We start from the raw sequence: 14,881 nt of genomic DNA, 5'->3' as shown, positions 1-14,881 counted from the left end.
GACCCTGCCCGTACTGAAGCTGCGCACGGGCGCAGGCACTGGCAAGGAGCCGGGGAAGAAATAGAGCCCCTCACGCACCAGCGGGGCGCGAGCCACCCAAGCGTCCCCGCGTCATGGCGGAGCGCAGGTCAGGCCGCGACGAGCTCCTGCTCGCGGTCCGGCGTCCTGACCTTGGGCTTCTTGTTCGGCAGCGAGAGCCGGAAGACCTTGTGCCACGCGGAGAACACCTGCTTGGGCAGCGGCCCGGTGACGTACTCCAGCTCGTACTTTTCGAACAGCGCGCGCACCTTCACCGCGACCTCGGCGTACCGGTTGCTCGGCAGGTCCGGGAACAGGTGGTGCTCGATCTGGTGCGACAGGTTGCCGGTCATGAAGTGCATGGCCCTGCTGCCGCTGATGTTCGCCGAGCCCATCATCTGGCGCAGGTACCACTGGCCGCGAGTCTCGCCCTTGATCGACCGGCGCTCGAAGACCTGCACGCCCTCGGGGAAGTGCCCGCACATGATCACCGAGTGGGACCAGATGTTGCGGACCAGGTTCGCGGTGAACGTGGCGGCGAGCGTGGTGAGGAACGACGGGCCCGACAGCAGCGGGTGGATCACGTAGTCCTTGAGCACCTGCTTGCGGATCTTGCGGCCCACGGCCTTGGCCCGCGCGCGGAACTCCGGGTTCTTGCGGCGGCGCCTGTGCAGGTTCTTGCCGAGCTCCAGGTCGTACGCCGCGATGCCGTACTCGAAGAAGCAGGCGTTGATGAAGTTCCACAGCGGCTGGCCGAGGTGGAACGGGTGCCACCTTTGGTCCTCGTCGACGCGCATGATGCCGTAGCCGAGGTCGTTGTCCTTGCCGATCACGTTGGTGTACGTGTGGTGCAGCTCGTTGTGCGAGTGCTTCCACTGCTCGGACGGCGAGACGTGATCCCACTCCCAGGTGGTGGAGTGGATCTTCGGGTCCCGCATCCAGTCCCACTGGCCGTGCAGGATGTTGTGGCCGATCTCCATGTTGTCCATGATCTTCGCCACGGACAGACCGGCGGTGCCGAGCAGCCACGCGGGCGGGAAGAACGAGAACAGCAGCACGCCCCTGCTGACCAGCTCGAGCTTGCGCTGCGCCGAGATGACCTTACGGATGTAGGCCGCGTCCTTCTCGCCACGGTCGGCGATCACCTCGTCGCGGATCGCGTCCAGCTCGCGGCCAAGCTCCTCGATCTGCTCCGCGGTCAGGTGGACGGTGGGGTCGATGGCGGTCAAGGTTGTTCCTACCGTTCGATGTCGCAGGGGCCCGCCGCGGCGGACACGCAGGTCTGGATGAGGACACCCGGCTCGGCCTCGGTGATCTCGCCGGTACGCAGGTCGCGGACGGCGCCCGCCTTGAGCGGCGTGACGCAGCCGAAGCAGATTCCCATGCGGCACCCGGACGGCATGAGCACGCCGGCCTCCTCGCCGACGTCCAGCAACGGCGTGGCACCGTCCGCGTCGACGGTCTTGCCGGTGGCGCTGAACGTGACCTCGCCGCCGTCACCGGCGACGACGATGCTGGGGCGGAAGCGTTCGGTGTGCAGGCGCTCCTGCACGCCGTATTCGCTCCAGAGCTCTTCGGCGGCGTCGAGCAGGCCCGCGGGCCCGCAGGCCCAGGTCTCGCGCTCGGCCCAGTCGGGCACCAGTTCGTCGAGACGGGCGATGTCGAGCATGCCGTCCGTGTCAGTGTGCACCTCGGTGAGCCGCAGCTTCTCGTCCGCGACCAGGTCGTGCAGTTCGTTGCGGAAGATCACGTCTTGCGGCTGTGGCGCGCAGTGGACCATGACGACGTCGTCGAACTCGATGTCACGCAACATGCCCATCACAGGCGTGATGCCGCTGCCGGCCGTCAGGTAGAGCACCTTGGCGGGCTTGGCCTCCGGCAGCACGAAGTCACCGGTTGCCTGGTCGAGCTGGACCATCGTGCCCGGTTTCGCCCTGCGGACCAGGTGGTTGCTGACCTTGCCGTCCGGGATCGCCTTCACGGTGATCGTGACGCGGCCGTCCTGGCGGTTTGTCGGCGAGGTGATGGAGTAAGCACGCCACAGGCGCACCCCGTCGACGTCGACCCCGATCCGCACGTACTGACCGGCCGTGTGACCGCGCCAGCCCCGTCCCGGCCTGATCACGACAGTAGCGGCGTCACCCGTCTCGGGGTGCACGGCCTCGATGCGCCCACACAGGTCAGCGCCCGCACGCAGCGGGCTGACCAGGTCGAGATAGTCCGACGGCAGCAGCGGCGTCGTGACCATCTCCAGCAGTTTCCACGCCCTGCTGCGGAGGGCTGCACTCGTCATGACTCCAGCTTGCTGCGCCTCAGGGCGTAAAGTCCTGACCGTAGGACGTAAATCTGGTCGGCTGAATTGTTCGCAGGGAATAAAGCATGAGCCATCCAATCCGGAGGGTCACCGAACTGGCCCTGGATGAGACGACGGTCACCGCACTTCGGGCCGCGCTGAAGACCACCGCCGACGAGGTCGTCCAGGCGATCATCGACGAGGTCCCTCCCTACGCCAACGCCCTTTCGGGCCGCATGGGCGGCACCATCCGCCGAGCCGTCCGCACCGCCCTGGGGCACTACCTGGACCTCGCGAGCGGGAACGCCACAGGCGGCGACGCCGGTGACGCAGCCTACGAGCTGGGCCGCGGCGAGGTGCGATCCGGCCGTTCGATGGACGCCCTGCTCAGCGCATACCGCGTCGGCGCCCGCGTGGCCTGGCGATGCCTGGCAGCGGGTGCAGTACCCGCAGGCCTGCCCGCCGCCGAGGTCGCCAAGTTCGCCGAGCTGACCTTCGCCTACATCGACGAGCTCTCCGCCGCGAGCGCCGCGGGCCACGCCGACGAACTGGCCGCCCGGGGCAGGGCCCACGAGCGCCACCTGGAACACCTGGCCCGCGACCTCCTCGCCGGCGCGAGCCCGGACGTGTTGCTGGCCTCTGTTCAACGGGCCGGGTGGCAGCCTCCGGTTTCGCTGACCGCGGTTCTGCTGCCCGCCGCCCAGGCTCGGCCTGCCTACCGCGCGCTCGACCCGAGCACCCTCGTCCTCGACGATCTGCCGGACGCCTTCGGTGTGCTGCTCGTCCCCGATGCCGACCGGTCACATCTCTTGCGGCAGCTGACCGACCGCACCGCCGTGGTCGGCCCGGCCCGGCCATGGACTCGTGCGTCCGCCTCGTACGCACGCGCCGTACGCGCGCGCTCCCTCTCCCCTGATATTCGCGACACCGAGGACCACCTGCCCGAGCTGGTGCTGAGCGCCGACGTGGACGCGTTCGCAGACCTGCGTGCCCGAGCCCTCGCACCGTTGCGGACCTTGTCTGTCGCGACCGCACGGCGGCTGGAGGAGACGTTGCGGGAGTGGCTGCTGCACCAGGGCAGGCGGGACGAGGTGGCGGCGGCGTTGTTCGTCCATCCCCAGACCGTCCGGTACCGGATGTCGCAGCTGCGGGAGCTGTTTCCGGATCTCGCATCGCCGCATCGGGTCCTTGAACTGACGCTGGCGGTCGGTCTTCGGGTCAGCTGACGCATACTTCGACCGTCCACGACCGAGTCCGCGAGCGATCCACTATGGCCCGTGTACGCAATCGACGCTGAGAATACGGTGCCGTTTGTAGGGTCTCGCACTTCGTGGCACGGGTCGGGCTTCTTCGAACCGTCTCACAAACGTGGCATTTCTCGGAGAGAGCCCTTGCTGGGCGGCGGTCGGCCGAGCGGGTACATCCCGGCCCCACTCGCTCTGACGGAGGCCGTGACGCCGGCCGGAGCCTGACCGCCGTTGGCTTGCCCTCGGGAGAAGAGGTGCGCCGTTCTGAGGTCAGCAGCCCTGCCGAGGTGGCACCTCAGTCCCTGCGGACTCGCCGGGGCCGAGTGGGTGCGCGGCTCCCACGACGTCCTCCTCGGCGACCTCTTCCGGCACTACGCCAAGTTCCTGGACGGCGTGCGAGCGCAGGCCAACCGCCTCAACGAGAAGTCCATGGAGGAGTGGGACCGTGTCAGCCGGGGCCAGGCACCTGAGCGGTGAGTCCGGAGTTTGGTCCGTGACTGGTCCGGAAGTGCTGGTCAGGGGTGGGAAACCGGTGGGACGAACTGGGAGTTTCGGCGCAAACGAGCTCCCTCCCTGTGCGGTGTCAGCGAGAGGCGCCTGACCGGTGAAAGCCCAGGTCAGGCGTCTCCTTTTGTGTCCCTAGAAGAACCCGAGCTTCTTCGGCGAGTAGCTGACCAGCAGGTTCTTCGTCCGCTGGTGGTGCAGCCGATGACCCCACGCTGACCAGCGAGATCGGCCCCGGCTCGACGGTGGGTCAGATCCAGCCGCGGCGTGCCGCGACGACACCGGCCTGGAAGCGGTTCACCGCGCCCAGAAGGTCGTGGAGGCGGCTCATGCGCCGGCGCATGGTGCGGACCGACCAGCCGAGCTGGCGGGCTATGGCCTCGTCCTTGAGGCCGCTGACCAGCAGGGTGAGCACCAGACGGTCCTCCTCGCCGAGCGGGTCCTGGGCGGGGGCGTCGAGCGGCAGGGCCTGTTTCCAGCACAGTTCCCAGTAGTCGGTGAGGGCGTCCAGCAGCGTGGAGGGGCGGATGACCGCGGCGCGCACGCCATCGAGGTCCAGGGAGAGCGGCATCAGCGCCAGCCGGCGGTCCGCGATGGCCAGTTTGATCCGCAGGCCCGGCATCACCCGGGCCTGCTCGCCACGGCTCACGAGTCCTCGGATGTCCTCGAGCACCCCCGGCCACTCCAGCGCCTCGGGGGCGTAGACCGCGCGGTAGCGCACCCCGCGCCCCAGCGCGTTGCTCTCCACCGGGTTGGACGTGGTCAGCGCGTACGGCGGCCGATCCAGTGTCATGACGTCCTCGCGCGCCTCCTGTTGGAGGCGGACGAACCAGCGACCGAGCGCCTCGCGGCCGGTGGTGATCTCCACCTCGTCCTCCCCGGCGGTGCCGGCCTGGGCCGCCGCGAAGAGGCGGGACAGCTCGCCCGCCGCCGAACGGACCCGGTCCAACTCCGCGGTCCTGGTTCGCACCAGTGACTCGACCGCGGCTCCCGGCTCGATCGCCGCGTACCGGCGTCGGACGCCCGCGAGCCGCCCGACCAGGCCGTGGTCGTGCAGTCGGTCCAGTGCCCTGGCGACGCGGAGAGGGGAGCAGCCCAGGTCGGCGGCGAGCTCGGCCGGGGCCGCCGTACGCCGTGTCAACACAGCCCGGTAGACGCTCTCGTCGAACGGATCGATGCCTGCCGCGGTGAGCTCGTTCGTCATGTGCGGATCCTGGCCCACTTGTGCCAAGTGCAGCAATGGGCCGCCAAGATCCGTTGTACGGAGCGTGACTTCGGCGCTAGGACTTCTGCCCATGGCCAAGAACCCACGAAGAAGCCGACGCCTGGCGGCGGCCACGGTCACCACCGTGGCGCTGGCCGGGACGCTCACCGCGACACCCGGCACCGCGACCGCGAAGTCACCCGACCCGAACCAGCGGGTCATCGTCGAGCTGTCCGGAGACGCAGCCGTGGCAGCCGCCCCAGGCGGCTCGCTCACCTCCCTGACCGCCGGCACCGCCTCCGCCGTCGGCGATGCCCGACGGGCCCTGGCGGCACGGCAGGACGCCTTCGTCAGGACGGTGGGGAAAGCCGGACTGCACCCCGCCTCGCCCCGCAGACTCGGCCTGCTCGTCAACGCCGTGGCGATGACGGTGCCCGCCTCCGAGACGGCGCGGCTGGCCGCGCTGCCGGGCGTCGTCGCCGTCCGGCCCGACACCCGGATACAGGTGCGCACGGACATCAGCGTTCCGCTCACCGGTGCGCCCGAGGTCTGGAAGCGCGAGGCCCCGGCCGGTGTGAAGGTCACCGGCAAGGGCACCGTGGTGGCGGTCCTGGACAGTGGCGTGGACTACGGCCACCCCGACCTGGGCGGTGGCTTCGGCAAGGGGCACAAGGTCGTCGGCGGCTTCGACTTCGCCAACGGCGACGACGACCCGATGGACGACAACGGTCACGGCACCCACGTCGCGGGCATCATCGCGGGCAAGGCGGTCAGGAAGGGAGGCGTCACCGGCATGGCGCCCGACGCGCGCCTGCTGGCCTACAAGGTCATCGGTGCCGACGGCAGCGGCTACACCTCCGACATCATCGCCGGCATCGAGGCGGCGGCCGACCCCGCCAACCCCCAGCGGGCCGACGTCATCAACATGAGCCTCGGCGGCCCCGGTGACGGCACCGACCCGCTGGGCCGCGCGGCGACCGCCGCCGTGCGGGCCGGAGTGGTCGTCGTCGCCGCGGCCGGCAACGAAGGTCCCGGCAGCGGCACCGTCAACACTCCGGCGTCGGCCGACGGCGTCATCGCGGTCGGCGCCTCCACCAGCGGGCTGCGGATACCCAGCGCGTACCTGGCGGGCAAGGAGCCCGAGCTGATCCAGACGTACCGGGGCGTCCTGTCCGCGAACCCGCCTCGGGAACCGGTCACCGCGCCGCTCGTGGACGTCGGCGCGGGCACGGCCGAGGACTGGAAGCGGGTCGGTGACGTACGGGGCAAGATCCTGCGGGCCGACATCCTCGTCGCGCCCAGTACGGATGTCCTGAGCCAGAGCGACATCGACTGGGCGCGCGAAGCCGAAGAGCGCGGCGCGCTCGCAGTGCTCGGCGGCCTTCCGGCCGGGGGCGGACCCGTGCTCGCCGCCACCCCGGGAACGGTCGGCGCCACGACCACCCCCGCCCGCCCCGACCTCACCCGGACCGCCGCCTCCGGCGACTCGCTGCGCATGGACCGCCTGGTCGTCATGGGCATCGACACGACCCAGTACGCCCAGCTGAGCCGCGAACTGGCCGCCGGGAAGGTGTCCGTCACCCTGCGCGGCACCGACTCCACCGACCAGATCGCCTCGTTCTCGGCGCGCGGACCCGGCACCGGCTTCGGCCTCAAGCCCGACCTGGTCGCACCCGGCGTGGAGATCCGCTCCACCATCCCCACCTCGATGTACGCACCCGGTGTCTACCGCATGTCGGGCACCTCGATGGCGAGCCCGCACGTCGCCGGAGCCGCCGCCCTGCTGCGCCAACTGCGCCCGGACCAGGACCCCGAAGAGATCAGGTCCGCACTGGTCGGCACCGCGAAGCAGCTCGCCGGCACCGGCCCCACCGCCCAGGGCAACGGACGGCTCGACGTGGCCGCCGCAGCGTCGGCCACCCTCAGCGCCTCCCCGACGACCGTGTCGTTCGGCCTCGCCGACCTGGCGGACAGGACCGTCGGCGGCACCGCGCAGGTGCGCCTGGCCAACCCCGGCAGGACACCGCTGACCGTCACCCTCAGCAGTACCGGGCCCACCGCCGTGTCTCCGCCGCGTGTGACCGTCCCTGCCGAGGGGTCGGCAACCGTCGACGTCACCCTGCGTGCAGACCGCCCGGCCACCGACACGGAGATCAGCGGCCGGATCACGGCCACCCCCGTGCGAGGCCCGGCCCTCCGGGTGCCGTACCTGCTCGTCGTCCGGCACCTGGTCGTCCAGGCGTCCCCCGACCCGAGCGACGGCCGCTCCACCGTGCACATCGCCGCCCCGGCCGCCCTGAACGCGCCGCCGGAGATCAGGGTCACGCCGCCGCACGGCAAGGCCTACACCCTGCCCACCACCATGAACGGCGCCGGGTACTACCAGGCCGACGTGACCGGGAAGGCGGCCGGCGCCTACCGGTTGGCCGTGCGGGCCACGACCACCGACGGCCGGCGGATCACCGGAACCGGCGCCTTCGAGGTCACCCCCGCGGACAGCCGCGGCAACCGCTGGGAGCCCATCGGCCCGAACAGCGAGGCCGGTCACGTCGCGCTCTCGCCCGCCCGGCCGAAGCAGGCCGTCGTGACCCAGTTCCGGAAGGCCGCCCCCTGGCTGACCACCGACGGCGGCGCCAACTGGCGCCAGGTGGGCAGGCTGCCGATCGCCGACGGCAACGGCACCGGAGCGGTCGTGGTCGACGCCCGCCGCCCCGATCGCTGGTGGTACGCCGTGAACACGGCCGCCGACCCCACCCGCCGGGGCACGATCCTGCGTACCGACGACAACGGCCGCACCTGGCGCAAGCTCGACGTGCCCGACGCGCACATCGACGAGTTCGTCGCGGACGAGCAGACCCGTACCCTCGCCGCGATCGTCGACGGCACACTGCTGGTCAGCACGGACGCGGGCGACAGCTGGGCGACGTACCCCACCGGCGTGACCGGTGACGTCCGCGAGGCGACCCTCGTGGGCGACACCCTGTACCTGGCGACCTTCGACGGCGTCTGGCGGATCGACGGCGTCGGCAAGGGAGACCCCGGTACGGCGCACCTCGTTCTCGACGAGCCCGTGAACACCGTGCGCGGCATGGCGGCCGACTCCACCGTGGTGGCGGCCTACGTCCCCGGTACGGGCGTCCGCGGCTCCTACGACAAGGGCCGCACCTGGTCCACCCTGCTGTCCCTGGCGGAGGGCGGCAACGGACTGTCCGCCTCCGGTGGCGATCTGTACCTGCGCGCGCTGTTCGGCGCCGGGCAGGTGAGCCACGACCACGGCAAGACCTGGAAGCCCGTGCCCGCCCCCTCGAAGGCCGCCATCGCGATGGACTACGACCGCTGGGCCGACGGCTCGGTGACCGTCTCCAGCGAACAGGACGGCCTGTACCGCGGCTCCGCCGACGGCACCGGATACCGGAGGATCGGCGTCCAGGGCCTGACCACCTTCGCCCTCGCGGCCGGCGGCGACCAGCTGCTCGCCGGAACGGTGAGCGGCACCTACCGCACCGCGATCCCTGTCGCCGGCCCCGAGTGGGGCCAGTCCGGGGCGGAGGGCAGGACCGGTCGCCTCACCTCGCACATCGCCGTGTCGCCCGAGGACACCAAGGTGGTGTGGCAGGTCCGGCGCACCGCGACCGGGCTCTTCGAGGTCTCCCGCAGCGGTGACGCCGGCCGGACCTGGCAGGTGAAGGGCACGTCGTCGGAGATACCGACCTCGATCCTGGTCCACCCGGCCGACCCGGACCGGGTGGCGATCAGCTTCAGGAGCATTTTCGGCGACGGGCTGTTCGCGACGTCCGACGGCGGCAGGACGTGGAAGAACCTCTTCCACGAGAGGTCCTTCGATGCCATGGCCGGTGACCCGCGCGACCCGCGGCGCCTCTGGCTCGGCAACGCTTCGGGCCTCTACCGCTCGGACGACGGCGGCGTCACCAAGACCAAGGTCGCCGAGGGCCCCGTCTCCGCGATCGTGATGGATGGCCGACGCCTGGTCGTCGGCGGATCGTCCGTCCGGGTCAGCACCGATGACGGCAGGACCTTCCGCACCGCCGACACCGGCCCGCTCGCGCTCCACGTCGCGGACCTGCTGCGGGTGAACGGAGCGCTCTACGCGGCCACCGCCGGCTCCAGGGAGTCCGGACTCGTCCAGGGCGGCCGGGGTGTACTGCGCAGCACCGACCACGGCCTCACATGGGAGAACATCTCAAGCGGCCTGCAGAACACCGACACCACGCGGCTGGCCGCCGCCCCCGACGGCCGCACGCTCTACGTCGGCACGGTCGACGGCGGGGTGCACCGCCTGAAGCTACGCCGCTGACCCACCGCGCGCATGACGCGTGTGACCGCATGACCGGCGCGAGCGTCGACCCGGCCCGGAACTCCCGGGTCCGGTCGACGCTCGCGCGCCTGGCCGAGCGGGAGAATCTCCCGCAGGCCCCTCTTTCTGTGGCTCCAGAAGAGCCGAGCTTCTTCGGCGGGTAGCTGACCAGCAGGTTCTTCGTCTGCTGGTGGTACAGCAACTGCACCCATGCTGACCTTGTGAAACGGCAGTAGGTGCGGCTCTGTGGCGGGGGCTGGTCCGGAAATGGTCCGGATCTTGGTCCGATGGGCGCCCGCCAGGGCCGTGTCTCGGCTGGGGTGGCAGTGATGGGGCGGGACCGGATGGGTCAGGTGGGTGGCTGCACGGATACCCACACCGGATCGACGTGCAGACGCGAGCCCGTGGGCCGCTCCAAGGCCAGGGAGCGGGAAGTCCCTGTTCTCCCCTTCGGGACTCGGTCAAGGGTGCTGGACCGGTCGGCCCTGGCCTATCGGGCGATGCCGGCGTTGCTGATGCGGGGCCACCCGTAGTGGTCCTTCCAGCGGAAGACGGTCGCGGCGCGCCAGTCGAGCTGCCATCCGGGCGTCGCGCCAGTCGTCGGCGGTTAGGGTGCCGCGGGCATCGATCACCTTCGGGTTCGCGACGCGGGAGGCTAGGCGGACGGGGCCGATGTGCCGGTACGCGGGCCACCCGACACCCGCCCCGCCGTACACCTGTGGCCGGGCGTGCCCACCACCCGGCGGGCACAGGCCTGACTGCGTATCTGCTGCCGCACCGATGGCCGGCCTGCCTCGCAGATGCCCACGCAGAGGGGCCAGGCCCAGCACGATCCGTACCCAGGGGCCCGGGAGCCTGTGCCCCCACCGGGCCGCCCCCGAGTCGGCGTTGCGGGCCTGGGTACGAAATCGACGATACCGAGATCAGGGACTATTCGTAAATGTACTCCCATTCGGAGCAGGCAACCGGAGTCGTGTCCGAGGCGCCATCCACCGTGCACACTCGCATCTTGTACGTGTAGATGCTGTAGAGGTTTCCGTCGGTCTTGTAGACACCGCCGGCGTCAGCCCCCTTGCCGTTATACCAGGAGGCCCACGGCGACTCGCTCTTTTCTACATAGGCACGCACACCGTGACCGTCGGCAAGGTAATCAAAGAGGCCGAAGTCATCGCCGTCGTCGTAGAAGTGCAGAGCTCCCGCGAGCTTGCCGCCACTGTAGAGGTATACGGCCTGGTCCGTAGCCGAGGCCGGAGTGGCGATGCCCACCAGGAGGGCGGGTACGGCCAGGAGAGTAAGCCACTTCTTGGACATGGGAACACCCTTGATTCGTTTCAGTGAAAAGATCGCACTGCACGGCAATCGTTCCACGTGGGACATGATGGAAGGTCGCACGTTGACAGCCACTTCAAGGGAGTGCGGAAATATCCGACCCCCGGAAATATCTGTGCGAGTCGCTGTTCTCGCCGACAGGCCAAGAACGTACACCGACCCGAACCTTCGCGCTACGGGTTTGCGCCCAGGAATCGGCAAAGATCATTTCACGTTCGCCGTGCAATTTCGGACAACTCTTCACCGTCCTGTCGTGGGCGTTCAAGTGGGGGTGTGGCCCGGACCCTCCGCCGACTATGGCGCGCCGAGTGTGCCTCTCTCCTCGGGGATTGGCGGTCCATGCAGTGCAAGTCACCAGTATCCGGCGGTAGTTCACGCGGACCACCCGCCCGCAACCGGGTCCGTGCGCGGTGCTCGGGTGCGCGGCTGGCCGGCCACCTTCCGTTTCGAAGTCCCTTCCACTGTACGGGAGATGGGCGCCGCCTGCGGCGGCTGCATGGTGCTGGCTCGTGAACGCCCGCAGCATTCCCAACACTTGCAGACCTTGGCGGTCAATCAGTGCTGTTGCGTGTTTCATTGAGGTTTTCTTGAGCTTTGGCAGGCCGGCGATGAAGGGAAGTCCGAAATTTCACGGAAAACATGAAAATGATCTTTACCGATTCCTGGGTGCAAACCTGTAGCGCAAGGGTTCGGGTCGGTGTACGTTCTTGGCCTGTCGGCGAGAACAGCGACTCGCACAGATATTTCCGGGGGTCGGATATTTCCGCACTCCCTTGAAGTGGCTGTCAACGTGCGACCTTCCATCATGTCCCACGTGGAACGATTGCCGTGCAGTGCGATCTTTTCACTGAAACGAATCAAGGGTGTTTCCATGTCCAAGAAATGGCTTACCCTCCTGGCAGTACCCGCCCTCCTGGTGGGCATCGCCACTCCGGCCTCCGCTACGGACCAGGCTGTATACCTCTACAGTGACGGCAAGCTCGCCGGAGCTCTGCACTTCTACGACGACGGCGATGACTTCGGCCTCTTTGATTACCTTGCCGACGGTCACGGTGTGCGTGCCTACATCGAGGTGAGCGCGGGCACTGAACATTGGTATGAGTGGGGCAGCTTCTACAACGGCAAGGGAGCAGACGCCGGTGGCGCCTACAAGACCGACGGAAACCTGTACTCCATCAACGTTTACCGAATGAAGGTGTGCACGGTGGATGGCGCCTCGGACACGACTCCGATCAAGTGCTCCGCCTGGCAGAAGATCATCGAGTAAATCGCCCACGCAGACGTGGCGTCCGCGGCTGCTTGGCTTCGGCTGTTCTGGCTGCCGAGCCTGACGGACAAGCAGCCCCTCGGACGACGCCGGGTCGCGGCGATGCCGAATGCGCGGACCGAGTGACCGGTCCGCGCATTCGGCATGCCTTCACCCCCGGTTCCACAGCGGTGCGAACCCCGCCCTGCGGCTGGCGCAGGACGGGCGCCTGGATGCGCCCTTCGGCCGCCCGACGGCACCTCTCCAACGTCGGTACCTGCTGGCTCTTCCCCGCCGCCACCTCCGTCGTCTTCGACCTGGGGGGGCACGCCTGCCAGAGGTCCGCGGGCATTCCGAGAGTGCGGCGTGCAGTGCTCACGGAACGTCGGCCTGCACACGGCCTATGCGGAAGGAGATGGGCCAGCGTCTAGCACCGCTACCCGAGAACTCCTCGGCTGGGCGCTCGCGGGAACGGGACTACAGGAGGACCTCGACCGACCCGAGTACCTCACCGGCCGATCACTCACCTCGGTAGCGCACCCGCATGCCACGATGCCCAGTCCAAGGCACGCATTGAGATGGTCAGCCGCACCGCGGGCAGGTGGCACAGTCCGTCCGTCGATGCTTCAACACGCAGAACTTGACAGGGAAGCCCTCGCTGACGAGCACGGCGTACGCGCCGGTCACCTGGCACGGCGGTCCGCCGGGCGGTGCGACAGATCATGCTGGACCGAATGTCCACAGCCGTGGGTGACGGTCCAGACGGTACGTACGGCCAAGAGAGCTTCTGTCGAAGGAAGAAGGGGTACGGGAGGAACAGCGGGAGAATCACTCCCTCAAGCGACGCGCAGCCACTGCAACGCGTCCCGTCCCGATCCCGCCGCCGTTCGTCCGCATGCTTGTCGCTCACGTAGAGAGGTTCGGCGTGGAGCCCGACGGTCGCCTGTTCCGGAACCAGGAAGGGAACTATGTGGAGGCGTCAGCTTACGTCCATGGCGGAATGGGACCGTGTCAGCCGGGGTGCCACCCCGTCAGCCGGACCGGAAATCGACCGGAAGAGCTGGTCAGGAGTGGGATGGCAGTGGGGAAACTGGGGTTTACACCGCATGACCTATCTCGCGCTGGCCGACGCGACCGGTGGGCGCCTGCCTGGGTAACAGCCCAGGTCAGGCGCCCTTTCTTGTACCCCTAGAAGAAGCCGAGCTTCTTCGGCGAGTACGACACGAGAAGATTCTTCGTCTGCTGGTAGTGGTCCAGCATCATGCGGTGGGTCTCGCGGCCGATGCCTGACTGCTTGTAGCCGCCGAAGGCCGCGTGGGCGGGGTAGGCGTGGTAGCAGTTCGTCCAGACGCGGCCCGCCTGGATCGCGCGGCCCGCTCGGTAGGCCGTGTTGGTGTCGCGGGTCCAGACGCCGGCGCCGAGGCCGTAGAGCGTGTCGTTGGCCGTGCGGATCGCGTCGTCGAAGTCGGTGAAGGAGGTCACAGCGACCACCGGGCCGAAGATCTCCTCCTGGAAGATCCGCATGCGGTTGTCGCCCTCGAAGACCGTCGGCTGCACGTAGTAGCCGCCCGCCAACTCGCCGCCATGTTCAACGATCTGGCCGCCCGTCAGGATCTTCGCGCCCTCCTTCTGGCCGATCTCCAGGTAGGAGAGGATCTTGCGGAGCTGGTCGGCCGAGGCCTGCGCGCCGATCATCGTGTCCGTGTCCAGGGGGTGGCCCGGGACGATCGTCTCCGTGCGGGCGACCGCCGCCTCCAGGAAGTCGGCGTAGTGGCCGCGCTGGACGAGGGCGCGCGAGGGGCAGGTGCAGACCTCGCCCTGGTTGAGGGCGAACATCGTGAACCCTTCCAGGGCCTTGTCCCGGAAGTCGTCGTCCGCCGCCCACACGTCGTCGAAGAAGATGTTGGGGGACTTGCCGCCGAGTTCGAGGGTGACCGGCTTCAGGTTCTCGGAGGCGTACCCCATGATGAGGCGGCCTGTCGACGTCTCGCCGGTGAACGCGATCTTCGCGACCCGCGGGCTGGACGCCAGCGGCTTGCCGGCCTCCTCGCCGAAGCCGTTCACGACGTTCAGGACGCCCGGCGGCAGCAGATCCGCGACGAGGCTCAGCCAGAAGTGCACCGAGGCCGGAGTCTGTTCGGCCGGCTTGAGGACCACCGCGTTGCCGGCGGCCAGCGCCGGTGCCAGCTTCCAGACCGCCATCAGGATCGGGAAGTTCCACGGGATGATCTGCGCGACGACCCCCAGCGGCTCGTGGAAGTGGTACGCGACCGTGTCGTCGTCGATCTCGCTCAGCGCGCCCTCCTGGGCCCGCAGCGCCCCCGCGAAGTAGCGGAAGTGGTCGATCGCGAGCGGGATGTCCGCGGCGAGCGTCTCCCGGACGGGCTTGCCGTTGTCCCAGGTCTCCGCGACCGCGAGCGCCTCCAGGTTGTTCTCCATCCGGTCCGCGATCCGCAGCAGCACGGCCGCCCGCTCCGCCGGAGCCGTCCGCCCCCACGCCGGGGCCGCCGCGTGCGCCGCGTCGAGCGCGCGCTCCACGTCCTCGGCCGTGCCGCGCGCGATCTCCGTGAAGGGGCGGCCGTCGACCGGGCTGGGGTTCTCGAAGTAGCGGCCGGCCGCAGGGGCGACGTACTCGCCGCCGATCCAGTGGTCGTAGCGGACCTGGTACGACATGAGTGCGCCCTCGGTACCGGGTGCGGCGAAACGAGTCATGGACATGGCCTCC

At 69.2% G+C, this 14,881-nt stretch carries 9 protein-coding genes; 4 read left to right on the top strand and 5 right to left on the bottom strand.

The features are described 5' to 3' along the window. Positions 1-128: 128 nt before the first annotated feature. Positions 129-1,247 carry a fatty acid desaturase family protein gene (locus IE237_RS08370; protein ID WP_189801162.1) on the bottom strand — a complete coding sequence of 373 codons (1,119 nt, stop codon included), beginning with the start codon at positions 1,245-1,247 and terminating at the stop codon, positions 129-131. A gap of 8 nt (positions 1,248-1,255) precedes the next feature. Then, positions 1,256-2,311 carry a ferredoxin reductase gene (locus IE237_RS08365; RefSeq protein WP_189801161.1) on the bottom strand — a complete coding sequence of 352 codons (1,056 nt, stop codon included), beginning with the start codon at positions 2,309-2,311 and terminating at the stop codon, positions 1,256-1,258. A gap of 86 nt (positions 2,312-2,397) precedes the next feature. Here IE237_RS08365 and IE237_RS08360 point away from each other — a divergent pair, with 86 nt between their 5' ends. Both IE237_RS08360 and IE237_RS08355 read left to right on the top strand, forming a co-directional pair. Beyond that, positions 2,398-3,537, top strand: coding sequence for a PucR family transcriptional regulator (locus IE237_RS08360; RefSeq protein ID WP_189801160.1), 1,140 nt, complete (start codon positions 2,398-2,400; stop codon positions 3,535-3,537). A 348-nt stretch (positions 3,538-3,885) separates the two neighbouring features. After that, on the top strand, positions 3,886-4,035 hold the full coding sequence (locus IE237_RS08355) for an integrase (protein ID WP_189801159.1): 150 nt from the start codon (positions 3,886-3,888) through the stop codon (positions 4,033-4,035). Between the two features lie 277 nt (positions 4,036-4,312). On the opposite strand, the gene IE237_RS08350 is transcribed toward IE237_RS08355, so the two are convergent. Then, positions 4,313-5,266 carry a helix-turn-helix domain-containing protein gene (locus IE237_RS08350; RefSeq protein WP_229842445.1) on the bottom strand — a complete coding sequence of 318 codons (954 nt, stop codon included), beginning with the start codon at positions 5,264-5,266 and terminating at the stop codon, positions 4,313-4,315. Positions 5,267-5,357: 91 nt separating this feature from the next. Between IE237_RS08350 and IE237_RS08345 the strand changes: the two genes are divergently transcribed. Next, positions 5,358-9,581: a S8 family serine peptidase gene (locus tag IE237_RS08345; protein ID WP_189801157.1), complete on the top strand. Its 4,224-nt coding sequence runs from the start codon at positions 5,358-5,360 to the stop codon at positions 9,579-9,581. Between the two features lie 930 nt (positions 9,582-10,511). Here the strand turns inward: IE237_RS08345 and IE237_RS08340 are convergent. Continuing rightward, entirely contained in the window at positions 10,512-10,892 is a 381-nt protein-coding gene (locus tag IE237_RS08340; RefSeq protein WP_189801156.1) for a hypothetical protein, read from the bottom strand. An 832-nt stretch (positions 10,893-11,724) separates the two neighbouring features. On the opposite strand from IE237_RS08340, the gene IE237_RS08335 reads away from it, so the two are divergent. Beyond that, on the top strand, positions 11,725-12,177 hold the full coding sequence (locus IE237_RS08335) for a hypothetical protein (RefSeq protein WP_189801155.1): 453 nt from the start codon (positions 11,725-11,727) through the stop codon (positions 12,175-12,177). A 1,167-nt stretch (positions 12,178-13,344) separates the two neighbouring features. Here the strand turns inward: IE237_RS08335 and exaC are convergent. Continuing rightward, positions 13,345-14,868: an acetaldehyde dehydrogenase ExaC gene (gene exaC / locus IE237_RS08330; RefSeq protein ID WP_189801620.1), complete on the bottom strand. Its 1,524-nt coding sequence runs from the start codon at positions 14,866-14,868 to the stop codon at positions 13,345-13,347. Positions 14,869-14,881 lie beyond the last annotated feature (13 nt).

The sequence above is a fragment of the Streptomyces tanashiensis genome (assembly GCF_014648895.1).
Classification (GTDB): domain Bacteria; phylum Actinomycetota; class Actinomycetes; order Streptomycetales; family Streptomycetaceae; genus Streptomyces; species Streptomyces tanashiensis.
Note: the sequence above shows the minus strand (reverse complement) of the source record. Positions and strands in the feature narration are given on the sequence as shown.

Coding starts and splice junctions, on each gene's coding strand:
- exaC (WP_189801620.1), bottom strand. CDS start 14,868: ATGACTCGTTTCGCCGCACCCGGTACCGAGGGCGCACTCATGTCGTAC.
- IE237_RS08350 (WP_229842445.1), bottom strand. CDS start 5,266: ATGACGAACGAGCTCACCGCGGCAGGCATCGATCCGTTCGACGAGAGC.
- IE237_RS08345 (WP_189801157.1), top strand. CDS start 5,358: ATGGCCAAGAACCCACGAAGAAGCCGACGCCTGGCGGCGGCCACGGTC.
- IE237_RS08365 (WP_189801161.1), bottom strand. CDS start 2,311: ATGACGAGTGCAGCCCTCCGCAGCAGGGCGTGGAAACTGCTGGAGATG.
- IE237_RS08340 (WP_189801156.1), bottom strand. CDS start 10,892: ATGTCCAAGAAGTGGCTTACTCTCCTGGCCGTACCCGCCCTCCTGGTG.
- IE237_RS08360 (WP_189801160.1), top strand. CDS start 2,398: ATGAGCCATCCAATCCGGAGGGTCACCGAACTGGCCCTGGATGAGACG.